16 protein-coding genes and 2 pseudogenes are annotated in these 22,957 nt (G+C 56.0%); 11 read left to right on the top strand and 7 right to left on the bottom strand.

What is annotated here, in order from left to right; all coding sequences use genetic code 11:
- The first annotated feature begins 709 nt into the window (after positions 1–709).
- From BQ17_RS14385 to asnB, 6 genes are all read left to right on the top strand, one after another.
- Entirely contained in the window at positions 710–1,687 is a 978-nt protein-coding gene (locus BQ17_RS14385; protein WP_089728205.1) for a UDP-glucuronic acid decarboxylase family protein, read from the top strand.
- Complete coding sequence (locus BQ17_RS14390) at positions 1,680–2,702, top strand: glycosyltransferase (protein ID WP_141699295.1); 1,023 nt, start codon at positions 1,680–1,682, stop codon at positions 2,700–2,702. Before BQ17_RS14385 ends, BQ17_RS14390 begins: the two co-directional genes overlap by 8 nt.
- 129 nt (positions 2,703–2,831) lie before the next feature.
- Entirely contained in the window at positions 2,832–3,296 is a 465-nt protein-coding gene (locus tag BQ17_RS14395; RefSeq protein WP_256091617.1) for an ATP-grasp fold amidoligase family protein, read from the top strand.
- Complete coding sequence (locus tag BQ17_RS24285) at positions 3,250–3,411, top strand: ATP-grasp fold amidoligase family protein (protein WP_089728210.1); 162 nt, start codon at positions 3,250–3,252, stop codon at positions 3,409–3,411. The genes BQ17_RS14395 and BQ17_RS24285 overlap by 47 nt, the downstream gene beginning before the upstream one ends.
- A gap of 40 nt (positions 3,412–3,451) precedes the next feature.
- Complete coding sequence (locus BQ17_RS14405) at positions 3,452–4,618, top strand: glycosyltransferase family 4 protein (RefSeq protein WP_089728212.1); 1,167 nt, start codon at positions 3,452–3,454, stop codon at positions 4,616–4,618.
- Positions 4,619–4,659: 41 nt separating this feature from the next.
- Positions 4,660–6,561, top strand: a complete 1,902-nt coding sequence (gene asnB, locus BQ17_RS14410; protein ID WP_256091618.1) for an asparagine synthase (glutamine-hydrolyzing) — start codon at positions 4,660–4,662, stop codon at positions 6,559–6,561.
- On the opposite strand, the gene BQ17_RS22790 is transcribed toward asnB, so the two are convergent.
- A complete protein-coding gene (locus tag BQ17_RS22790; RefSeq protein WP_218068284.1) occupies positions 6,558–6,848 on the bottom strand; it encodes a hypothetical protein in 291 nt (96 codons plus the stop codon). The genes asnB and BQ17_RS22790 overlap by 4 nt on opposite strands.
- Before the next feature lie 20 nt (positions 6,849–6,868).
- Here BQ17_RS22790 and BQ17_RS22795 point away from each other — a divergent pair.
- From BQ17_RS22795 to BQ17_RS14430, 3 genes and pseudogenes are all read left to right on the top strand, one after another.
- Positions 6,869–7,345, top strand: a pseudogene (locus BQ17_RS22795) (class I SAM-dependent methyltransferase); the annotation flags it as partial.
- A gap of 334 nt (positions 7,346–7,679) precedes the next feature.
- Positions 7,680–8,846 (top strand): ATP-binding protein, encoded by a 1,167-nt coding sequence (locus tag BQ17_RS14425; RefSeq protein ID WP_089728217.1) that lies wholly within the window; start codon positions 7,680–7,682, stop codon positions 8,844–8,846.
- 371 nt (positions 8,847–9,217) lie between these two features.
- Complete coding sequence (locus tag BQ17_RS14430) at positions 9,218–11,386, top strand: bi-domain-containing oxidoreductase (protein ID WP_089728219.1); 2,169 nt, start codon at positions 9,218–9,220, stop codon at positions 11,384–11,386.
- A gap of 277 nt (positions 11,387–11,663) precedes the next feature.
- Here BQ17_RS14430 and BQ17_RS20855 read toward each other — a convergent pair whose 3' ends face one another.
- A complete protein-coding gene (locus BQ17_RS20855; protein ID WP_141699296.1) occupies positions 11,664–12,767 on the bottom strand; it encodes an SGNH/GDSL hydrolase family protein in 1,104 nt (367 codons plus the stop codon).
- 658 nt (positions 12,768–13,425) lie between these two features.
- Here BQ17_RS20855 and BQ17_RS14435 point away from each other — a divergent pair.
- Together BQ17_RS14435 and BQ17_RS14440 are read left to right on the top strand one after the other, a co-directional pair.
- The gene (locus BQ17_RS14435; RefSeq protein WP_089728232.1) at positions 13,426–15,051 is read left to right on the top strand and encodes a heparinase II/III family protein; all 1,626 of its coding nucleotides are present in this window, start codon (positions 13,426–13,428) and stop codon (positions 15,049–15,051) included.
- A 1-nt stretch (position 15,052) separates the two neighbouring features.
- On the top strand, positions 15,053–16,321 hold the full coding sequence (locus tag BQ17_RS14440) for a glycosyltransferase family 4 protein (protein WP_089728221.1): 1,269 nt from the start codon (positions 15,053–15,055) through the stop codon (positions 16,319–16,321).
- Positions 16,322–16,325: 4 nt separating this feature from the next.
- Here BQ17_RS14440 and BQ17_RS14445 read toward each other — a convergent pair whose 3' ends face one another.
- The 5 genes and pseudogenes from BQ17_RS14445 to BQ17_RS14460 form a co-directional block, all read right to left on the bottom strand.
- Positions 16,326–17,639, bottom strand: a complete 1,314-nt coding sequence (locus tag BQ17_RS14445) for a tetratricopeptide repeat protein (protein WP_089728223.1) — start codon at positions 17,637–17,639, stop codon at positions 16,326–16,328.
- Between the two features lie 6 nt (positions 17,640–17,645).
- Positions 17,646–18,572 (bottom strand): hypothetical protein, encoded by a 927-nt coding sequence (locus tag BQ17_RS23495; protein ID WP_256091619.1) that lies wholly within the window; start codon positions 18,570–18,572, stop codon positions 17,646–17,648.
- A 189-nt stretch (positions 18,573–18,761) separates the two neighbouring features.
- A pseudogene (locus tag BQ17_RS24290) lies at positions 18,762–19,181 on the bottom strand (J domain-containing protein); the annotation flags it as partial.
- 144 nt (positions 19,182–19,325) lie between these two features.
- Complete coding sequence (locus BQ17_RS14455; RefSeq protein WP_089728227.1) at positions 19,326–21,641, bottom strand: GumC family protein; 2,316 nt, start codon at positions 21,639–21,641, stop codon at positions 19,326–19,328.
- 18 nt (positions 21,642–21,659) lie between these two features.
- Positions 21,660–22,298: a polysaccharide biosynthesis/export family protein gene (locus BQ17_RS14460; RefSeq protein ID WP_176722441.1), complete on the bottom strand. Its 639-nt coding sequence runs from the start codon at positions 22,296–22,298 to the stop codon at positions 21,660–21,662.
- Between the last annotated feature and the right edge of the window lie 659 nt (positions 22,299–22,957).

Here is a 22,957-nt window from a genome sequence, read left to right on the forward strand (position 1 = left end):
TTCCAAATGCGTTAAAATGCACGAGATCTGTTTGAAACTCTTCCTGCACCGCTATAATACGGAGCTATTGCCAGCTATTGGTTAAGCTGGCATTTAAAAATTAACCACCACCTCGACTTTTACACGAGATGGGTATATGACATTATTGAGCAGGGTGTTTCGGACAGGCAAAAGTCCTGAAGCCAAGTCCGCCAGGTTCACGGCAACTTATGACTTTCCAAACGTTGTAAGCCATATACCACGTTATTGAGGCGGCGTGTGTATTTGTAAATGTCCTTCAGTTATCCGCAAAGACTTTGCTTCAGGCTTATTCTTTTGCTTTTGATAATTTCCATGGCTAAAAGAAATGGGATTAAAAGGATGGATAATCAATGAAGTGATTTATATAGATTGGATGGGTGCTACGAGTCAAACAGTTTTATCATGCGAACTTATTGTGACAGCATAGCTTCTCATGAAAGATTGTGCTTGTCGTTTTTTTGCCCGAAGGGCATTATGTTCAAAGAAGACGAAGAAGCCCGTTTCTTTTCTTCCAATGAAGAGTTTGTGCAAAAAACCTCTGGCTCCTTGAGGATCCGATAGAACGTGAACGAATTGTACAGGCGGGTATTCGTCGATTTTGAGCCGATGGATATGATGTGGAAAACCGTGCGATATAGTTTATCAACAGTTTGCAATTTTGATATTGCATACAAACCAAGAGAAGGCCATGAAAAGAATATTAGTAACGGGTGGCGCCGGTTTTTTAGGCTCCCACCTCTGCGACCGGTTACTCGCGGACGGGCATGATGTGTTGTGTGTGGATAATTTTTTTACCGGAACCAAACCAAATGTGGCGCACTTGCTGTCCCATCCACATTTCGAATTGATGCGCCATGATGTTACCTTCCCGCTGTATGTGGAGGTTGATCAAATTTACAACCTGGCCTGCCCGGCCTCACCGACTCATTATCAGCACGACCCTGTGCAAACCACCAAAACCAGCGTACACGGTGCAATCAATATGCTTGGGCTGGCGAAACGCACCAAGTCGCGGATTCTCCAGGCCTCGACCAGCGAGGTCTATGGTGATCCTGAGGTACATCCGCAGCCGGAGGGTTATTGGGGTAAGGTGAATCCGATCGGTCCAAGATCTTGTTATGACGAAGGTAAACGCTGCGCGGAAACACTTTTTTTTGATTACCAACGCCAGCATGGCATGGATATCAAGGTTGTCCGTATTTTCAACACCTACGGACCGTGCATGCATCCCAATGATGGGCGTGTAGTTTCCAACTTTATCGTCCAGGCTCTGAAAGGAGAGGACATAACCATTTACGGCGACGGTCAACAGACGCGATCTTTCTGCTATGTGGATGATATGGTGGAAGGGTTTATCCGAATGATGGAAAGTGAAGCTGGGTTTGCAGGTCCAGTGAACATGGGCAACCCAGGGGAATTCACTATATTAGAGCTGGCAGAGAAGGTGCTTAGCCAAGTTGATGGCAAATCCAAACTCAGTTTTCAACCGTTACCCACTGATGACCCGAAGCAAAGAAAACCGGATATCGCGCTAGCCAAGGAGAAATTAGGCTGGGAACCGACGGTTTCGCTGGATGATGGCTTGCAACATACGGTCGAGTATTTTCGCCAGACGCTGAAGAACTACGGCGGTCTTTGGCAGAGAGGCAGGGAAAATCGTGAGTGACAACGGAGCGACAGTGCCGCCGATCTCGGTGGTCATGAGCTGCTATAACGCCGAGCGTTGGCTGGCGGAGAGCATCGAAAGCGTGTTGTGCCAAACGTGGCGCGACTTTGAGTTCATCCTGGTCGATGACGGCAGTACGGATGCAACGGCAGACATCATCGCCCGCTATGCGGAGGCGGACAGACGAATTGTGCCCATCAGCAAGCCGAATACCGGCCTTGCGGATTCATTGAATACGGGGATCGCCCGCGCCCGCGGCATCTGGATAGCACGGTTGGACGCCGACGACCTTTGTGAGCCGAATCGGCTGGCATCACAATGGCGTTGCGCCGCCGAAAATGTGGAGCTGGTCTTCATTGGGACCGGACTCGTGTTGATCGATGGGCACGGAAGACGTTCGGCGGTCCGTCAGTATCCGACCGCCCATCGAAGTTTGCTCGCGCACTTGCTCACCGCGCGTAAATTCCCGGCCCATTCGTCTGCCTTCTTTCGAACGGAGGCCTCCCGGCGCGTCGGCGGCTACCGGCCACGAATTCGGCGGGCACAAGATCGGGATCTGTGGCTGCGTTTGTCAGCAGTCGGTGAATTGACGAGCCTGCGAGAGCCTTTGGTATACATCCGAAAGCACGCATCGCAGATCAGTCACGATGAAGGCGGTGTGCGGCAGAAAGTGGATTCACAGGTAGCCATGGTGAGCTACTGGCTGCACCAGAGCGGGCATCCCGATCCGGTAGACGCCGACAGCGAAAGCTTTGAAACATTTCGGCATTGGGTACACAGACAGATCGACGCAGATGGCATCTTTGCTCGTGAATCCGTGTGCAGTTGGATGAAGCAGGCCGCCAACGGGGCCGGGTTTTCCCGATTGGGGCAGATCGCCCGTTTCGTCTTATCCCACCCTGCTTCTGTAGCGGAGTTGGGATGGGAGCGGGTTTTTGGATCATCGCTGCCGAGACGGCTTGCGACCGAGTGGATGGGTTTGGCTGCTGACGAAATCCGTGAGGGAAAGTCATGATGAATTGGGTTAGATCTTTTATTGACTTTTTTCCTAAATCTTTTGCTTATAGCGCCCGTATACGGCGCTATGGCGCTTTATGAAAAAGAAATCTATGTATATCAATAAGTTGGAACCGGACACCGTTGCTTGAAGGCAAACCATGGCTCAGGGATGAATGCGATCATTCATCGCAAATCCGAATTGGACGTAGAGCGACTAATAGATAAAGCAAATAGCTGGTTGACGCGCAACTATTATACGGAAGGGCGTGAATATCAGTACCGGGATATTCCGCCCCGGCTGCTGATTGAACCGCTACTGGTTCCGACGGACGGTAATGATCTCGTTGATTATAAATTATTCTGTTTCGATGGCGAGCCGCGCTTTGTTCAGGTCGATTTCGATCGGCATACAGCCCATTCGCGAAACTCTTTTACCCTGGATTGGGAGCGCCTGCCATTTACCCTTCTTTATCCAGGTTATCCGGGCGAAGCGGCGCAGCTGCCTTTACTGGATCAAATGATCCGGGCCGCAAGACGCCTTCCTTGCCTCGGGCTTCCCCTTTATGCGAGTTTATCTCTACCAATGCGACGGCCGGATTTTCTTTGGTGAAATGACCTTCCATCCCGGAGGTGGATTTGAACCCTTTAGTCCGGCGAGTTGGGATCTCAAGCTTGGCGATTATCTGTGGCTTCCATTGGCTATTCCACGAAAGAATGCAATGTGATTGATGCAATTAGATCATCAATAATAGGCTGGAACGTCTCATGATTATCGGTATCGACGCGACTAACTTGCGCCGGGGCGGTGGGGTCACCCATCTAATCGAGCTGCTTGCCGCAGCGGAACCGGAACAACAGGGTATTGCGCGCATCGTCATCTGGGGTGGATCGCAAACCTTGGCAGCAATCGCGGACCGCCCGTGGCTCGAAAAACGCCAACCAGCCGAACTGAACCGGGGATTGTTGCGGCGGACCTTGTGGCAGCGCCGCCAGCTCTCGAAGGAGGCGGCGTCTGCAGGGTGCGATTTGTTGTTTGTCCCCGGCGGGAGTTATGCCGGGCGCTTCCGACCGGTTGTCACCATGAGTCGAAATCTGCTGCCGTTCGAGCTGGAAGAGTTGTTAAGGTACGGCTGGTCGGTGACGACGCTAAAGCTGCTGTTGTTACGCTGGGCTCAGTCTCGGTCCTTTCGTCGTGCGGACGGGGTCATTTTTCTGACACAAGCGGCCAAATCATCTGTGTTGCGCGTAACGGGGCAGCTAGAGACCGAATGCCCGATTATTCCTCATGGGCTCAATCCCCGATTTCGTTTGGTGCCTAGAAGTCAGCGTCCGATCGACGCATACCATGCGGAGCGCCCCTACCGGGTGATCTATGTCTCGATCATCGATCAGTACAAACACCAATGGCATGTTGTCGAGGCGGTTTCGGCCTTGAGGCGAGAAGGTTTGCCACTGGCGCTCGACCTGGTCGGTCCTGCCTATCCGCCGGCGTTGGTTGGCCTTAATGCGGATATCGCACGCTGTGATCCGGCGGGACAATGGGTGCATTATCATGGTGCCGTGGCCTATTCGGAATTGCATGATCTTTATGCGCAAGCGGACTTGGGGCTGTTCGCGTCGAGCTGCGAGAATATGCCCAACACCCTGTTGGAAACCATGGCTGCCGGCCTGCCGGTGGCTTGTTCGGATCGCGGGCCCATGCCGGAGGTGCTGGGAGACGCCGGTGTCTATTTTGATCCAGAGCGGCCGGACGACATCGCCCGTGCCCTGCGAGAGTTTATTGCTTCTCCTGCGTTACGCACTGAGAAAGCGGAGGTCAGCTACACTGCTGCCCTTGCATTCGACTGGAAGCGTTGCGCCGACGACACCTTCAGCTTTCTGGCACGGGTGGCCACGGATTACCGTAAGCGAGTTGCGCGATGTGCGGGATAATTGGTTTCTCGGGCGTCTCCGCTGGAGGCGCTTGGCCGTGTTTGGGTGACGCACTCCGGCGGGGGGCTGCCCTACTCGCCCATCGCGGCCCGGACGATTCCGGGCTGCATGTCGATAAAACGGCGGGGATCGGCCTGGGTCATACCCGCCTTTCCATCCTCGACCTCTCGCCTCACGGGCATCAACCCATGCTGAGTGGCGATGGGCAGGTGGCGCTGGTTTTCAACGGCGAGATCTACAACTTCCGTGAGCTGCGGAAGGAGCTAGAGGCCAAGGGCTATGACTTCCGCGGCCATTCCGACACGGAGGTGCTGCTCAATCTCTATCTGGATCAAGGCGAGGCGATGCTGCCGCGCCTTAATGGCATCTTTGCCTTTGCCATGTGGGATAGGCGCAAGGGCACGTTGCTGGTCGCTCGGGACGGTCTGGGCGTCAAGCCGCTTTATTACGCCGAATCCCCGCAGGGTTTCGTCTTCGCGAGCGAGATCAAAGCGCTGCTTCCCCTGTTGCCTCAGGGTCGCGAGCTGGATGTGTTGTCGCTGCACCGGTACTTGGGATTTTTGTGGTGCCCCGGCGACGGCACGCCCATCAAACCGGTGCGCAAGCTGCAACCCGGCGAGGCGATGGTGGTTCGGCAAGGCCGGAGCGAGCGGTGCTGGACCTGGTATCGGCTGCCGTTGTTTCGGGGTGTCCAGGCCGATTTGGATGAGGCCTCGGCCCTGGATGGCACCGTGACCCATTTGCGCCGCGCGGTGCACCGGCAGCTGGTGGCCGATGTGCCGGTGGGGGCGTTTCTTTCCGGCGGGCTGGATTCCAGCGCGGTGGTGGCCTTTGCCCGCGAACTGAACCCCAAAATCCGTTGTTTTACCATTGAGATGGCAGGCGGCCAGGATGCCGGCGCCGCGGACGACCTGCCTTATGCCCGTCGGGTGGCCGGGCATCTGGGGGTGTCGCTGGATGTGGTCACCATCGACGCCGGGCGGATGGCGCAAGATCTGGAAGGAATGGTGGTGCAATTGGACGAGCCCTTGGCCGATCCGGCGCCGCTCAATGTGCTCTACATCAGCCGGTTGGCGCGGCAGCACGGCATGAAGGTATTGCTGTCCGGGGCGGGTGGGGACGACCTGTTCACGGGTTATCGCCGCCATCATGCTTTACTCCTTGAGAGATGGTGGCGCTGGTTGCCTGGTGGAATGCGCGCCGGCCTCGATAAAGTGGCCTCGCGGCTCGATCAGCGCCGTGCTTGGGCGCGCCGGCTGGCGAAGCTGTTCAACGGCGCGGGTCTCGATGGCGACGCGAGCATTGCCAACTACTTCCTGTGGGCACGCGAGGCCGATTTCCTGGCCCTGTACACGCCCGAGGTTCGGGTGCAGTTACGAGAGGCACGGGCGCGGGTGGTACAACCACTCGTCGATTTCCTGGCTTCCGCGCCGGAGGGGCTTTCCCGGCTGGAACGGATGTTGTTGCTGGAGCAACGCTTCTTTCTGGCCGATCACAACCTGATCTATACCGACAAGATGTCCATGGCTGTGGGTATGGAAGTGCGGGTGCCCTTTCTCGATCCGGATCTGGTGGATTTCGCGGCGCGCGTCCCGACCCGATACAAGCAGCGAGGTCGTGTCGGCAAATGGGTGCTCAAGCAGGCCATGGAGCCCTTTCTCCCCCGCGATGTCATCTATCGTCCCAAGACCGGGTTCGGCGCGCCCTTGAGGCGCTGGATGCGTCATGAGCTGCGTGACCTGGTGGGGGATCTGTTATCGACCGCAAGCCTGAAACGCCGGGGCTTGTTCGACCCGCCAAGGGTACAGCGACTGATTGCTGACAACGGCAGTGGGCGAATAGATGCCAATTACACACTGTTGTCATTGCTGTGTATTGAAATCTGGTGTCGGCAGTTTGTCGATTATTCCGGAGGAAGGATATGGAGGACGATAAACAGCTAGTTCACGACTATTGGAACCAGGCGTCCTGCGGCGAGACGCTTCATCTTCGGAATACCGAGAAGCAGGGCTACATCGCCCAGGCCGGAATGCGATACCGCCTGGAACCCTACATCCTGGATTTCGCACGATTTGAGGAAGCCCGAGGTTTGCGCTTGTTGGAGATTGGGGTGGGACTCGGCGCGGATCATCAGAAGTTTGCCGAGGCGGGCGCTGCCCTGGGGGGGATCGATCTGACGGAACGGGCCGTCGAGCATACCCGTCGCAGGCTGGTGGCTTTCGGGCTGCATTCGCAGCTGGCAGGGGTGACGCCGAGGCCCTGGATTTCGAGGACGAGACCTTCGACCGCATCTATTCCTGGGGCGTTCTGCATCACAGTCCGGATACGCCCAAGGCCATCGGCGAAGTCTGGCGTGTGCTCAAGCGTGGGGGGGAGGCGAAGATCATGATCTACCACAAGTGGAGTATGGTGGGCATGATGCTCTGGATTCGTTATGGGTTATTGCGCCTGCGGCCATTCACCAGTTTAAAGACTATCTACGCCCGCTATCTGGAAAGCCCCGGCACCAAAGCCTATTCGGTGGCAGAGGCGAAACGGCTGTCCGGGGCGTTTTCGAAGGTGCGCATCCGCACCCTACTGACCCACGGCGATTTGCTGACCTCCGAGGCAGGCCAGCGGCACCAAGGGGCTGCGTTGAACCTGGCGCGTAAAATTTGGCCGCGCGAGTTAATCCAACGGCTGTTCCCGAAGGCTGGTTTGTTCATGCTGATTGAGGCGACAAAGTAGGTTGAGACAGACGAGGCGGTCTTCAACAAGCCGGATCAGCCTTTGCCCCTGGGTTGCTGCAATGTCGGCGGGGTATAGAGGTTCAAGGCTCAAGGGGCAAGGAGCAAGAGCGGGACTTCAAGGTCGGTAATCGGGTCATCTCTAATGGGCATCATGCAGAGGTTGTAAGTGTGCCTTTCAACCTCTGCGCCAAGGTGCCCGACGCCATTTCCGACGAAGCGGCCTTTACGGTGCCAGCCGACATTGCCTAGCAGGATATCCGTTGCGGTCCGCCGTGCCCCAGCTCGATATTCTGTAAATTGAATCTGCAACCTTCATATTGTAAGATCGGCGCATGATTCCGAGGCAGGCGCAAGCAACAGCCCTTAAGTTGGCAAAGGGCTTTCCCATTCTGGCGTTGACCGGGCCACGCCAGTCGGGGAAAACGACGCTTGCCCGTGTGCTCTTCCCTCAACGTGACTATGTAACGCTGGAGAATCCTGAGCAGAGAGAGTTCGCTTTACGCGATCCACGGGGATTTCTCGATCGATTCAGGGATGGCGCGATCATCGACGAGGCGCAGTACTGCCCGGATCTGTTTTCCTATCTGCAGGGTATCGTCGATGAGCGGTGTCGCATGGGGGAGTTTGTCCTTACCGGATCACAACAGTTCGGTCTGCGTTCCGGGATCAGCCAATCGCTGGCGGGCCGTGTCGGTCTGGTACAGTTGTTGCCATTTTCTATGTCGGAGTTGGCGGCCGCCGGCTTGCTGTCCGATGACCTGGACAGGTTGTTATGGCTTGGTGGCTATCCGCCCATCTATGATCGTGATCTGACGCCCGATCTGTGGTTTCCCAATTACGTGGCTACCTATGTGGAGCGGGATGTCCGGCAATTGCTGGCCGTACGCGATCTGGATCTCTTTCAGCGTTTCGTGAAGCTGTGTGCGGCGCGAACCGGGCAATTGCTCAATCTCTCCTCCCTGGCGATGGATTGCGGGATTTCGCATGTCACTGCACGCGAGTGGTTAAGCGTGCTGGAGGCGAGTTATCTGACAATGAGGTTGCCGCCCTATTTCCGTAATTTCGGCAAACGCCTGGTGAAAACGCCGAAACTCTACTTTCTGGATGTTGGACTTGCCGCCTGGTTGCTGGGCATTCGCGATGCGGAAACGCTCAACACCCATGCCCAGCGCGGGGCGCTATTCGAAACACTGGCCGTTTCCGAGTTCGTCAAGCAGCGCTTCAACGCAGCGCAGCCCGCCGATCTTTATTTCTGGCGCGACAATGTGGGCCATGAGGTGGATCTGTTGTTCGAAGTGGGGCAGCAACTGCAGAGTGTTGAGATCAAGTCCGGCGCAACCTTTGTCACCGATTGGCTTGATGCGGTGAGGAAATGGACAGGTTTTGCCAGGGATGCCGCCTTGCCGCCCTGGCTTGTCTATGGTGGCGCTACGGGATATCAACGGGAGGGCGTCACCGTGCTGGCCTGGCGGGATCTCGCGAAACCAGACATATATTGATTATCGCCGAGATGCGAAAGACCGGTTGATGTTTTGCAATTCACATCGTCGATTTCTGCTATTTTGTTCCGTGTTTGATGCCCGGTGCGCGGAGTAGTCATTCAGATCCCTACTATTCAATTTCATCTAATTTTGCTGGTTGTCATTTCGAGCGCAGCGAGAAATCTTGTGACTTGAGTGGTTGCCTTCTCGACAAAGATCTCTCCCTGCGGTCGAGATGACAGAGACTGGCTTTACCAGAAAATTTTGGTGAAACGGGGTACTACTGTTTTTGCCATCCATGGCACCTGGATTCCGGTAATCCCTGCTGGAATGACGAGGTGGGGTCTGAACGATTAGTCCGCGCAGCATAAGAAAAGGCTGTACCCATATTGAAACAGATTCTTCAATCTCTAAGGACCGGTGCCGCGGAAGTAGCCGATGTCCCCTGTCCCGCTGTCAAGCGCGGTCAACTGCTGATCCGTTCCTCCCGTACCTTGGTGTCGGCGGGAACCGAACGCATGCTGGTCGAGTTCGGCAAGGCCGGGTGGATCGAGAAGGCCCGCCAGCAACCGGAGAAGGTCCGGATGGTGCTGGACAAGTTCAAGACCGACGGTCTGGCGCCGACGGTGGAGGCGGTGCTCAACAAGCTGGACCAACCGCTGCCACTCGGTTACTGCAATCTGGGCACGGTGTTGGAGGTGGGTGCCCAAGTGGGCGCAGGCCTGTCGGGATTCGCGGTGGGCGATCGGGTGGTGTCCAACGGCAAACACGCGGAGGTGGTGAGCGTGCCGGTGAATCTGTGCGCCAAGGTGCCGGACGCGGTCTCCGACGAGGCGGCGGCCTTCACCGTGCTCGGCGCCATTGGGTTGCAGGGCATCCGCCTGGTGGCACCGACCCTGGGCGAGGTGGTGGTGGTGACCGGCTTGGGACTGATCGGTCTGGTGACGGTGCAGCTGTTGCGGGCCCAGGGCTGCCGGGTGCTGGGTATCGACCTGGATGCCGAGAAGCTAGCGCTGGCACAGGGCTTCGGGGCCGAGGTGGTGAATCCGGCGACGGGCGAAGACCCACTGGCCGCCGCCGAGACCTTTTCGCGCGGACGCGGGGTGGATGCGGTGATCATCACGGCCGCCACCCGCAGCAGTGAGCCGGTGCACCAGGCGGCGCTGATGTGCCGCAAACGTGGGCGCATCGTGCTGGTGGGGGTGACCGGGCTGGAGCTGTCGCGGGCGGATTTCTACGAGAAGGAGCTGACCTTTCAGGTATCCTGCTCCTACGGGCCGGGTCGCTACGATCCGAATTACGAGGACAAGGGGCAGGATTATCCGCTGGCCTTCGTGCGCTGGACCGAGCAGCGTAACCTGGAGGCGATCCTGGACATGATGGCCAGTGGTGCCCTGGACGTAAAACCCCTGATCTCGCACCGCTTTGCCCTGGAGCAGGCGGAACAGGCCTATGCCATAGTAGCGGGGACCGAACCCTCGCTCGGCATCTTGCTGGAGTATCCAGGCCCGGCAGTGCAGTCGGATCAGGCCTTACAGGCGGCCACGGTGCGCCTGAATCCGGCACCGGTCGCAACGGACGTGGCCCGGCAACCATCGGTGGGCTTCGTGGGTGCCGGGGGCTATGCGACGGCGATCCTGATCCCGGCCTTCAAAGCGGCGGGGGCACGCCTGGTCTCCGTGGCATCGAGCACAGGCGTGAGCGGTGTGCATGCGGGCCGTAAGTTCGGTTTTGAGGAGACCACCACGGATACCGATCGGCTCTTTTCGAACAAAGAATTGGACGCAGTGGTCATCAGCACCCGCCACGACAGCCATGCCCGTTTCGTGCTCCGGGCGCTCGAGGCCGGTAAGCATGTGTTCGTGGAGAAGCCGCTGTGTCTTACCCTGGAGGACCTGGCACGGATCGCACAGGCCCATGAAGCAGCGTTGGACCGGAAGAAGGCGCTGCACCTGATGGTCGGCTTCAACCGGCGTTTCTCACCCCTGGTCCGGACTATGAAGCGGCTGCTTGCGGGAGCGCCCGGCCCTAAAGCCCTGGTGATGACGGTGAATGCCGGGGCAATCCCGGCGGACCACTGGACCCAGGACCGGGAGGTCGGCGGCGGGCGCATCCTGGGCGAGGCCTGTCACTTCATCGATCTGCTGCGCTACCTGGCCGCGGCGCCTATCGGCAAGCATTCTCGATCAGTAATGTCCGGCCCGACCGGGGATACCGTCACCCTGCAACTCAGCTTCGACGACGGCTCTATCGGGACCATCCACTATTTCGCCAACGGCTCTAAGACCTTTCCCAAGGAGCGGCTGGAGGTCTTCACCGCCGGGCGGGTGCTGCGGCTCGACAATTTTCGAACCCTTACCGGCTTCGGTTGGCCGTCCTTCCGGAGGCAGCGCCTGTGGCGGCAGGACAAAGGCCAAAAAGCCTGTGCCGCGGCCTTCGTGGCTACCCTGCGGGAAGGCGGTCCCCCGCCGATTCCGGTCGAGGAGTTGCTGGAGGTGAGCCGGGTGAGCATCGAGCTGGCTGGTGTTTCTGTTTTATCCGCAAATGAACGCAAATAAACGCAAATGGAATCGATTCCGAATTTGCGTCCATTTCTCTCGTTCCCACGCGTTGAGACTGTGAAAGTATTCGGTTTTCCCGGAAGCGGTGGGATGAAGCTACCATATTTCACGCTGAATTCCGTATCAAGTGGGGCCGAGGAGAAAGATTTTTGGCTAAATAAGGAAATTGTGTTTCCTTGTCCCTGAAGCTCTGAAAATCCGGCAATACTTTCACAGTCTCGTTGCGTGGGAACGAGAAAAGCCAAGCAAATCAAGTTTGCCTTGTCAGGACTGTTCATATTCCATAATATTGATCGATAAAATCTCTAATAGATTCCTCGACAGCCAAGGAATAGTAATAGTATCCTTTTTCATTATAGTGGCCCTCTGGAAAATAAATATCACTAACTTCTTCCCCACTAACCATCGCCTTTAATTCTTTAGTGGGATCATAATAACTGTAATTCGTTTCTGACGCTCTTTTTACAACTTTTCCCTTAAACCTTTCATAGAATGGTATATTCCCAGCGAAAAGTTCTCTTTGATCGGGAATCCAAATAACTAACAATGGGAGTGAGTTTTCTTTACAATACTCTGATAATCGATCTAAATGAGCCATCGCTACCGCATGTACCATCCTCTCATTTTCAGGCGAAAGAGTGTTTTCGCTTACTTTTACAACAGGGTCTGCATTTCTGCTTGAACCTTTTAAGATTCTTTTTATGAACACAAACAGATGAGAGTTTTTATTTAACCAAACATATAAAGGAACTTTGGTTACCACGAATCGTTTAACTTGTGAATAAACTTTTTTATCTTTTAGGGTTATTAAGCCAGATTCTGTTTTATCAAATGAAACAACCTGATAATCTATGCTTGTCTTCATATTATCTTGCAAATCGTTTGAATTCATAAAATATATAACGCCGTCTATATCTAATTTTTTATGAAATCTTCTCAGGTATTTTAAGACGTGTCCGGTTGAATAAGCACCAATCCCTGCGTTTAATAACTGAATATTATGATACTGTTTTTCCATATTTTCCTTTATTATTTGTGCAAACGATTTCCCAATTTCGACTCCCCATCCAAATGTAAATGAATCGCCCAACATTATTATTCTTTTTTTATCTACCGATAAATCAACTTCATCATCCATTCGCAATCCGTTGGAATTTGTTCTTACATGATAGGTGAAATATTTAGGCGCAAGTTCATCATAATAAACTTGATTAGGCCCCAATATATGGCCCAAATCAGCGTCGGGAATGACATATCCACGCTGCAGTTGTTGAGGAGCTAACCACCGAATCAATAATTCTCCCATCAATAAAGAAATAGATAGAGATATTAGAAGCAATAGGAGTGAGCCTATTAACTCTTTTTTTATCTTAAACATGCTGTCACCTGTATTTTATTGTAACCCTAATGTTTAAGTTCGGATGGAGAATGCCCGGTTTCGATCTCCTCACCCCAACCCCTCTCCCGGCGGGAGGGTATCGTAAAAGGTAAGGCTCTTTATGGATTCCAGACTGGTAGGATATTTTGCGCAAATTCGCCTTCTCAGCAAGCCAGAGGGACGTCGTATAACTTGCTGTTGTTGAGAAAAGACTGCCTGTTCTGTCATCGGTCAGAGTGCTGCGGACCGCCGTCCCCTTCGAGCAGTCTGGAATCCATAAAGAACCAAAGATAATACCTTCGGGGGAGAGGAGCCGATGACTGCTCGCTTGGATCGAATCAGGAGCACCGTTGTGCCGGCTTACGCCAAAACAGCAGGCCGTCATTCCGGCTGGGACGCCGGAATCCAGGTGCCAGGGAGGGCAAGTTACGGGAATCGCTGCTGCCCGCTCCAGGTGCCAGCGCTCGTTGTTGGTGACCCCAAGGAACCATTTGGTCGCCTTGCGATGGCGGTGGTTTGACGTCCCTGGACGGCTAGGTTCCGGGGTCCACCTCAATAGTTCCAGATTCGCGTGATCCGTGGTTCCTGTTTTCGGATTTTGTGCGCAAGAGTACCAGCCTTGGCCGGGCTGGCGCGTGGGTTGCGCTTATTCTACACGATGCGGCATTTGCGGCCCATTCAAGTGTATAGCCGTCTCTGGTTCCAAGCCCACCGGCCAACGCCTGACCTGAGGCCGGCTCCGGCAGTCAGGGTCACTACAGGGCGTTGGCAGCGCCCGGCCCGGCGTCTTGCTTCGCTCCTGAACCCTTCCCTTCTGAACGAATATGCCTTCTGTTTTCTGAATGAGCGGTACGCGATCAAGGCCCCTTCCGACTGGAATCATCCGAGTTGGGAAAAACTCTGGCTCTATAACCTGCATTATTTCGACGACCTGAACGCCGAGGGTGCAGAAGGCCGCACCGAACAGCACCGCGCGCTGATCGTGCGTTGGCTGGCGGAGAATCCACCCGCGGTGGGGATCGGCTGGGAGCCTTACCCCATCTCGATGCGCCTGGTGAACTGGGTCAAGTGGGCGCTGGCGGGTAACGCCCTGGCGCCGACCTGGGTGCGGAGCCTCGCGGTACAGGTGCGCTATCTAAGCCGGCGCCTGGAGTACCATTTATTAGGCAATCACCTGTTAGCCAATGCCAAGGCGTTGGTGTTCGCTGGTCTGTTCTTCCAGGGGGAGGAAGCGCGGCGCTGGGTGGAGAAGGGTCTGGCCGTGCTGGACCGGGAGCTGAAGGAGCAGATTCTGTCCGACGGGGGCCACTTCGAGCTCAGTCCCATGTACCATAGTCTGATCCTGGAGGATCTGCTCGACCTGCTCAATCTGCTGCGAACCTACCCGGACGCCGGAGTGGACCCTGCCTGGGAGGCCCGCTTGTGCGGACTGATCGAATTGATGCGGGAGTGGCTCGCCGTGATGTGTCATCCCGATGGCGAGATCGCTCTGTTCAACGATGCGGCCTTCGATATTGCCTGCCCACCTGCGGAATTGGATGCCTATGCTATGCGTCTGGGTCTGCCGGTCTGTGCCTTGGCGCCTGACCCTATTCACCATCTGGCCGCGAGCGGCTACATCCGCTTGGACTATGGAGCGGCCTGCGTGCTGCTGGATGTTGCGAGGATCGGGCCCGATTACATCCCTGGGCACGCCCACGCAGATACCTTGTCATTCGAGCTTTCTCTGTTCGGTCAACGGGTGTTTGTGAACTCGGGGACATCCCGCTATGGGACCGGCCCGGAGCGCGAACGGCAGCGTGGAACTGCGGCGCACAATACGGTGGTTATCGACCGGCAGGATTCCAGCGAGGTCTGGTCCGGCTTCAGGGTCGCCCGCCGGGCGCGGCCCAGGGATCTAAAGGTCGAGCAGAGGCAGGACGGCATTCAGGTACGCTGTGCCCATGACGGCTATCGGCGTTTGCCGGGAAGGCCAGTGCACAAACGTCGCTGGAAGCTCGGCAAGGGGTATCTGGCGGTGCGGGACGAAATCGAGAGACCTTGCACCGAGGCACAGGCCCGCTTTCACTTTCACCCTGAGATGTCCGTCGAGATTTCGGAGGATTGCTCACGGGGTCGATTACGTCTGCCCGGCGGTCAGGCCATTGGTTTGGAGATTAGGGCAGGGAGCGGTGTACTTGAAAAGACGACCTATCATCCGCACTTCGGCATCAGCGAGCCGAACAGATGCCTCTGCGTCGGCTTGCCGGGGCGGGTCAGTGAGGTCGTGCTCCGTTGGGTCTGATATGCACATTCTGTTCGTGACAGACAACTTCCCGCCGGAGACCAACGCCCCGGCTTCCAGGACCTACGAGCACGTCAGGGAATGGGTGGAAGCGGGGGAGCAGGTGACGGTACTCACCTGCGCGCCGAACTTTCCCTTCGGCAAGGTCTACCAGGGTTATCGTAACGCTTTGCTGCAAACAGAGACCATGGACGGGATCAAAGTTTACCGCGTATGGACCTATATGGCCGCCAACCAGGGCTTTTTTCGGCGGACCCTGGATTTCGTGAGCTTCATGGTCACGGCCGTTCTCGGGTCATTCCGGATCCAGTCGCCGGATGTTGTGGTTGCCACCTCGCCACAGTTCTTCGCTGGGCTAGGCGGTTACATCATCTCCAAACTCAAGCGGTGCCCCTTCGTTTTCGAGGTCCGTGACCTCTGGCCGGAGTCGATTGAAGTCGTCGGTTTGATGCGGAAAGGTTCCCTCGTGCGTCTGCTGGACGGTTTGGCCCGCTATCTTTACCGTCACTGTGATCGATTGGTGACCGTCGGCGAAGGCTACAAGGCGCAGATCCAAGCCAAGTACCATGTACCGGAGAGCAAGCTCGCCGTAATACCCAACGGGGTATTGTTCGAGCACTTTTCGAGGCAGGGTCGACGGGATCAGTACCGTGAGGAACTCGGCTGGGGAAATAGGTTCGTTGTAGTCTACGTTGGGACTCACGGAATGGGCCAGAAACTGGAGACGCTGCTTGAGGCCGCGCAGTACATTGCCGATCAGAACATCCTCTTTACCTTTGTTGGCCACGGGGCAGAAAAGGAGAAGCTGATAAGTCTGAAGGATCAGAAGGACCTCCAAAATTGCGTCTTCTACCCGGTCCAACCCAAGGAACAGGTACCCAGGTTCTACGAGGGAGCAGATGCTTGTATTGTGGCATTGCGAAAGAGTGAGCTCTTTAAGGGTAACTACCCCTCGAAGATGTTTGAAGCACTGAGTATGGCGTGTCCCGTGATCTTATCCGGCGAGGGGCGGAGCGCAGAGATCTTGATGGCGTCCGGCGGGGGACTTGTCGTGCCGCCCGAGACACCGGAGGCCTTGGCCGAACAGGTGTTGTATCTACGTGAGCATCCTGCCGAGGCCGCCGCGATGGGTGAACGCGGGCGCCATTATGTACAGACTCACCACTCCCGGCGCGTGTGGGCGCAGCGATATTTGGGGTTACTGAGGCGGGTGACTTCAGGGGTAAATCCGATTACCGGTGGCACGCCTCGTTCACGTCGAGCGCGTTGAAATCTCAATCCGTTGTCGAACCGGCAGGCTCCGCCGTCGAGGTTTCGTTCGGAGGTGATGATTTGACCTCTATGCGTGGCGTGAGGACCTTGTGCATCGATATGGCATCGAACCAGATACTGCCGGTCATCTTGTGCTCGAATCCATAGGTTCCGGCGGAGACGAGGCGGATCTCTTGCGCCATGCAGTCTGTCGGCAACTGGACCCTGAAGGAAAATTCGTACCACTCACTCGAGCCCAGAAACTTCCCGCTTTCCCCAAGAACCCGGGGCGTTGGAGATTGGCAAACAACGACCCATTTGAGTCCGCCCCGCGAATCGAGGTTGTCAACACGCACTTTACCCGTCACGCGGTAGGAGGCCCCCGGATCCAGGAACAACGGCTGGTAGATGTGGCGATAGGGCTTCTCTCGGCGCTTGAAGGTCAAATGAAGCGCCTGCTTGCCTTCAACCCCGGCAGTGGTCGTGGTAGTGACGATAACCCGATCGGTACGATCGAGATGCCAATCGAATCCGGTGTTCGTCGGTTCGATTTCAAAGCTTCGGTTATTGATAATCCCCAGATATGCCTGTTCCACTTCGTCGAGCCCGTTTACCCATACCAAGTAGGCCTCCGTAATTTTGCCTTCTCGCTTCAAGCGCCGGGTATAGTGGTTGCGCTCCTCCCGCGTCGGGGGGGGGCCATCCGTGGTGCGGCGAAAGGCATAAAGCGTTCTGACCGTTTCCAGATCCCGCGCTCGTCTTGTCACGTATCGGAAGAAACCTTCCCACCATGACGGCGGAGATTCCGCCAGGGACCGGAAGAAGCCGATGGTCCGTGGTTCCTCAGCCAGCCTGAGCAACGTCGGGAACAGCTTGTTCGAAGCTTGCCGGCTTGCCACGAGTGCCTGCGACCAATAGGTCATCGCCGCACCGACATTCCTTAGAGTTGCCCAATAGTTACCCACAAGGATTTGGACTGTCGGATTAGCCGGCATCAATTCGGCGCCGATCCTGATCAATGCATCGGCTTGGTCTCGGTCGCCCGCATTTTTTGCCTTGTCCGCAAGCACAAGCAAGGGAAACGAGGAAGCAGGATTTTCGGCGAACGATCGCCACAATAGGTTTGACGAGCCTGTGGGATCCTCTTCCCCGATTGTTTGGGATTTTCGGTACAGGGTATCCGGATGCCGTCGATTCCAAACGAGTGCCCTGTCGATTGCCGAAGCGTCCCCTGCGGACGCCCTCCCCAGGTAATATTCACTGATGCCGAAAGACATCATGCGCCACCCTAAAAAGGTGGCCACAATGACTAACAAGACGCGCCGTAAAATCAGCATGTAACGTTATGTCCTTTCGCCGCTTTTCAGCAGCTTCGCCTGCTGGCCCGCGTATCCCACTGAAGCAGCGGGCGGCACTTTATTCATTAGGGGAGGAGCCTTACTCTCCCCCATGGTTGGCACCTGGAAACCAGCACCTGGAAACCACAGTTTTCGGATACTGGGCTGAACAGCCCCTGAAATAGCCTTTAGGGTATAGATCAGCTTAGAAATCCTGTAACCGGACATCCATGGGGTGAGCTCGATCAGCACCTCCCCTGATGAAGACTGCCATGTGGCGTTTCGGTGCTCCTTGATGCGTGCTTGATACCCACCCCGACCAACTGCTCTACCGCCGCTCTTGGATTCCCATTTCAGATTACCGATGGACAATCGACGCCCCGACGTCTCGGCAAACAACCCGGCATAGTCTTTCCGGATAAAATCCGTTCCACTACCGTTGTTTACCTGCGCATCGGCCGTAAACAGGCCCACCAAGCCATCCAGATTGCCCGCATGATAGGAGTTGATCAGCCGGGCGATCAAATCAAGCCGGGTTCGGCTTGCCTCTCGTGATTCCGTCTGTTTCGGCAAGATTCGGCCCGTTTCCCCTTCGCTATGCCATTTGGCAAGTGTCCCCAAATCCGAAGGCTGACGCTTCCCCGGCTGGCTTCGTGTCTTCTCCTTGAGTTTTTCCTTCTCCTGAAAGTCCGATGGGTCGAGGTGTACCGACGAGGCGACGACCGTGGGAGGTCCAGGCGACTGAAAAGGCCCGGCTTCCCGGGTACCAATGGCGGTATTGGCCGGAAAGGATCGATCGGGGTGCCGAATCGGATTGATAGGCGATGCCTTGAGGTACGGTAGAGTCGCCAACGGATCATGCGACAGATCCGGATTAGCTCTGAGCAACGGCTGTCTGTTGGAAAACAATATCGCCAAGGTCACTACCACCAAGGCTGCACCCCCTCCCCACCAAACAAGGTACCTAGTCGGCAGCCATGGCCTGCGAATCAAGACTCGTGCACCAGGTTCGTTGGTTGGCCCAAGGGGTAAGGTCGATGAATGGGACCCCACAAGCCCCCCATCGATTCCCTTGGCTGCTCCCCGCCGTGACCGAGAGGTCCGCTGTCGGTCGTACTTCCGACGTTCGGCTGGATGCTTCAAGACATCGTAGGCTTCGTTTATGCGTGCCGTACATGCCGCATCGTACTCGGAATCGTCCCGGAATCGGTCCGGGTGGAAGATACCAATGAGAAGTTGGTAGTGTCGACGAATGGCTTCGTCGGATGCGTTTTCAGACAGCCCCAGGACACGGTAATGATCATTCCTCGGAGACAAGAGTACGTGGCGTAGAAAAAAATGCACTGCGCGTTCGACCTCTGTCGGTCGGATCCCCAGCGCCTTGGCGGCAGCCTCAACGATTTGCGGTGACAATACGCTGCCAATATCATCTATAAGATTCTCGAGGCTTTCGGACAACGCCCGCTCCGGATCTGCCAGATGAGAGAACCGCAGTGGCGTCCGGTAATAGTCGAGCGCCAGGATAATTAGGTCGGGAACCATCCGTCAGTGGGATTCAATGCCTGTCTGACTGCGCGGGATCAAGGGGCCAGATTTGGCGCTCGATTGAGGCGAATAATGGATCGCTTTAACGAGATTGAGCGGGATCTCGATTCCGCAGGTAACAGTCGTAAGTCAGACCGGTTCTTAGGATACCGATCGCTCGGGTAGACTAGTTGCCTGTTCGTCCACGGCTCCGTAGCCATAGCGATAGGGGTCGTAGTATCCGTATCCGTATCCGTATCCGTATCCGCTAGCGTACCTGACCTTGCTGAGTACGCAGCCGACAATCCGTGCATTTGCGCCCGACAACCGTTTGATCGAGGCAGCCAACACTCCGGCACGTGTCTTGTCTGCTTCGACAACGAACAGGCTCGCCCTGGCCAGACTCGCAAGCACCAGGGCATCCGCCAGCTCAAGAACAGGTGGTCCATCAATGAGCACATAGTCGAACTTTTCCTGCGCCAAGCCGACAAGGTCGAGCATTTTGCCGCTGGAAAGGAGTTCGACCGGATTCGGCGATACAGGCCCGGCAGTGACCACGAACAGACGCGAGATATTCGTCGCCTGGGCGATCCGTGCGGGTTCGACGTCACTGGCCAAATAGTTCGTGAGACCTTCCGTGTTCGGAAGAGAAAACACCTGGTGGAGCGACGGATCGCGCAAATCCGCGTCGATAAGCAATACCTTGTTGCCGGTCTGCGCGAAGGTGACCGCTGTATTCACGGCTACCATCGTCTTGCCTTCGCTCGGATTTGAGCTCGTGAAATGGAGAACCCTGGGAGCACCCTCCGCAGTCGCAAAAATGAGGGACGTACGCAGCGAACGGAAAGCCTCACCGAGGACGCTTTGTGGAGCTTGGTGGGCGAGTAACGAAACGGATTGCACTTCGCTATCCTGGTTCGCGGCGGACACGAAGGGTACGATACCCAATACCGGTACTCCGGCATGTTTCTCTACCTGTTCGCTGCTCTTCATCGTGTCGTCCATGGACTCGGAGAGAAACGCCAACAAAATGCCGCCAAACAGGCCGAGCGCAAGTGCGATCGCAAGGTTTTTCTTGAGGTTTGGCTTATAGGGGCCACGCGGGATCTCGGCGGAATCGACAACGGAGATATTGTTGGTTCCGACACCGGCGGCGACACCGACTTCCTTCATGCGCTGAAGCAAGCCATCGTAAAGCCCCCGGTTCGTGTCCACCTCGCGTTTGAGCGTTTGATAATCGGTACTGCGGTCCTGCAGCGCGAGAATCTCTTCTTTGATCTCGCTGATACGCAGCCTGATCTTTGCTTCCCTGCGTATCTGGGCTTTGAAGTCGGTCTCGACCGACTTGGCAATAGCCGCCAATTCGTCGGCAATCTTCCGATCGATCTCGGCGATCTGCTTTTGGAGCTGCCGCATCCGCGGATAGCTGGGTTTATAGATCTTAATCAGCTCTTGGTACTCGATATCGAGGTCGGCCTTGCGTGCCTTGAAGCTCTCAACGACACGGTTTCCGAGGCTGGCGGCGGTACTAGCCGGGCCTTCTTTCAGCATCTCCTGGTACTTGGCCTCTGCCGAGATGCGCGCCGACTCCGCTTGGATAAGCTCTGAGCTCATTTCCTTGAGCTTCTGCATCAGGATCTCGAGCTTGTCATCGAGGTTTATGATTTCCCGCTCTCGTGCATAGGCCACTAACCGCTGTTCGGAATCCTCCAAGTTTGCCTGCACCTGCTCAGTTTGCTCTTCCAAAAAGGTCTTGGCGTACGCTGAGGCCTCGTGGCGACGCTCGAGGTTCATGTTAATGAAATTTTCCGCAATGGCATTGACGACAGCGGCCGCTTCCTTAGAATCCAGACTGTCATAACTCACCCGGACCAGTCTGGAGTTCTTAACCGGACGGACCTTCAGATTCTCCAAGAACAGGGTCTTCACGTCGGGTTCCACGACTTCTTCCGCCTGTGAACTGTCGCCCTTTATCCAATCTGTGATGGTACCGGCAACTTCACTGAAAAATGAGAGTGCATCTGTATCCGATGCATCGGAGGCGCCCGCGCCCGCGGACCGCAGGCCAAGCTGGTCGATGACGCGTCCTGCAAGACTTCGGCTCCGGAGAAGCTCGTACTGGGTTTGATAAAAATCCTTGGAATTAAAAGATTCCTGGGTCGTTAGATCCTGGTACTCCAGAACCTTTCCCTCTTCACGATCTATCTGGATCAGTGTCTCGGCACGAAAAACCGGCGTTGCCAGAAAGGTGACCAATACAGCGACCACCAGCGACACGGCTAGAACCATGGCAACGGTGGCTCTACGCCTTACCAGAATATTCCAATATTCTCGAAGATCGATGAGATCTTCGTCGTCCTCCCGATGGCTTACGGAGACTCCAACCTCCTCTAGCTGTTGCAGGTTCCCGCTCCGTACCCCCGGTTCGATCTGACGATCGGACCGCACGGCACCAGCCGGATTCACTGCGCTTGACATTGGCCTATATTCCGAGCTCTAGAAGATGCCGACGGTGCCGAGATGCACAAAGCCCCGTAATGTGTCCCTGATGCCCTTGAAGAAGACTACGGTCCCCGACTTGGGCACGACGACACGGTCATCGCCCACTAAGACGGGATCCGGTAGATTGCCATCTTGGATCTTATCGAGACTGACCACATAGGCCTGCGCATGGGGGGTTCCCTGACCTCGAAAGATAACAACCTCGTCCTCGTTCGCCAGCTCGTTGACCCCCCCCGCCAGTGCAATTACCTGCAACAGCGTAGTGCGCCCCCTTAGCGGAAATACGCCAGGCTCTCTCACCGCGCCGACTACCGTTACGTCTTGACTGGCATATTCCGAAACGAAGATATTGACCTGGGGATCTTGGAGGTAGGTCCGCCCTAGGATATCAGCGAGCCTTTGCTCTGCTTCCCGCAGCGTAAGCCCACCAACGGACACACTGCCGATCAGAGGCATAATGATACTCCCATCCTCGTTCACACGTTCCTCACTGGATAGCTCATCGACATTGAAAACCGCTATCTCCAACAAATCGTGCGGTCCTATGCGATAAATAGCGTCGTTGCCCGGACTCGGCGGCAACCCGACAACCGCCGGGACCATCTGTCCGCCACCATGGGATTCCTGGGCCATTGCCGGCCCACCGGATTGTGAATCGGAAGCAGAAGGGCGCGCGGCACGGCTGTCATCCGACGAAGTTACGGCTCCAGGTGACGAGCATGCCTGGAAGATCAGCACCGAAAGAAAAATGCAAAGTAACTGATAAATGTACATGAAGTAAAGCTCATGGAGGGAGGTGGGATGCCAACATCCGGCGAAGACCGAAGCACCAAGAACATCATAGTAAAAAATCGATCCTTCGACCAAACTTCGGACATGTTCCGGCTTGCCTGCTGCAAGACAGGTGTGGGAGAAATCCTGATGCTCCAGCGCCACCCAACAAGGGCTTGATTGAGCATAGGAAAAGTGATCCGGTCGGCTGTTGGACAGCTCATGTTGTCGGGTGAGCGCAGCCTAGCCCGTCTAGCTACCAGTCACCAGCCGTTGCAGCGGTGGTCCGTCCCACCACTATGTCTTCGGCAGAATCCATACGCGCCTGTCCCGGCTGGCGGCTGGAAGCCCGCGACTGGAAGCTACGGCGCACGAGGTTCGCGACCTTCGGGTGTTTGGACTCGACCATGCGCATGCTGCATAATCCCAGGTAAGGTTTGCGACCAATGCCATTAAGTTAGCTGCTGACCGCTTGTCGTGGTCGGTCAGGATGCGGAAGAGAAAACGACGAAGCGCGCGAA

Origin of the sequence: Candidatus Thiosymbion oneisti (genome assembly GCF_900092655.1) — a bacterium.
GTDB lineage: Bacteria > Pseudomonadota > Gammaproteobacteria > Chromatiales > Chromatiaceae > Thiosymbion > Thiosymbion oneisti.

Bases quoted from the DNA above. Each gene is read 5' to 3' on its own strand.
- BQ17_RS14385 (WP_089728205.1), top strand. From the start codon at position 710: ATGAAAAGAATATTAGTAACGGGTGGCGCCGGTTTTTTAGGCTCCCAC.
- BQ17_RS24285 (WP_089728210.1), top strand. From the start codon at position 3,250: ATGCGAGTTTATCTCTACCAATGCGACGGCCGGATTTTCTTTGGTGAA.
- BQ17_RS14405 (WP_089728212.1), top strand. From the start codon at position 3,452: ATGATTATCGGTATCGACGCGACTAACTTGCGCCGGGGCGGTGGGGTC.
- BQ17_RS22790 (WP_218068284.1), bottom strand. From the start codon at position 6,848: ATGCAGCCCGAAAGCCACCAGCCTGCGACGGGTATGCTCGACGGCCCG.
- BQ17_RS14425 (WP_089728217.1), top strand. From the start codon at position 7,680: ATGATTCCGAGGCAGGCGCAAGCAACAGCCCTTAAGTTGGCAAAGGGC.
- BQ17_RS20855 (WP_141699296.1), bottom strand. From the start codon at position 12,767: ATGTTTAAGATAAAAAAAGAGTTAATAGGCTCACTCCTATTGCTTCTA.
- BQ17_RS14435 (WP_089728232.1), top strand. From the start codon at position 13,426: ATGCGGCATTTGCGGCCCATTCAAGTGTATAGCCGTCTCTGGTTCCAA.
- BQ17_RS14440 (WP_089728221.1), top strand. From the start codon at position 15,053: ATGCACATTCTGTTCGTGACAGACAACTTCCCGCCGGAGACCAACGCC.
- BQ17_RS14445 (WP_089728223.1), bottom strand. From the start codon at position 17,639: ATGCTGATTTTACGGCGCGTCTTGTTAGTCATTGTGGCCACCTTTTTA.
- BQ17_RS14455 (WP_089728227.1), bottom strand. From the start codon at position 21,641: ATGTCAAGCGCAGTGAATCCGGCTGGTGCCGTGCGGTCCGATCGTCAG.
- BQ17_RS14460 (WP_176722441.1), bottom strand. From the start codon at position 22,298: ATGGCCCAGGAATCCCATGGTGGCGGACAGATGGTCCCGGCGGTTGTC.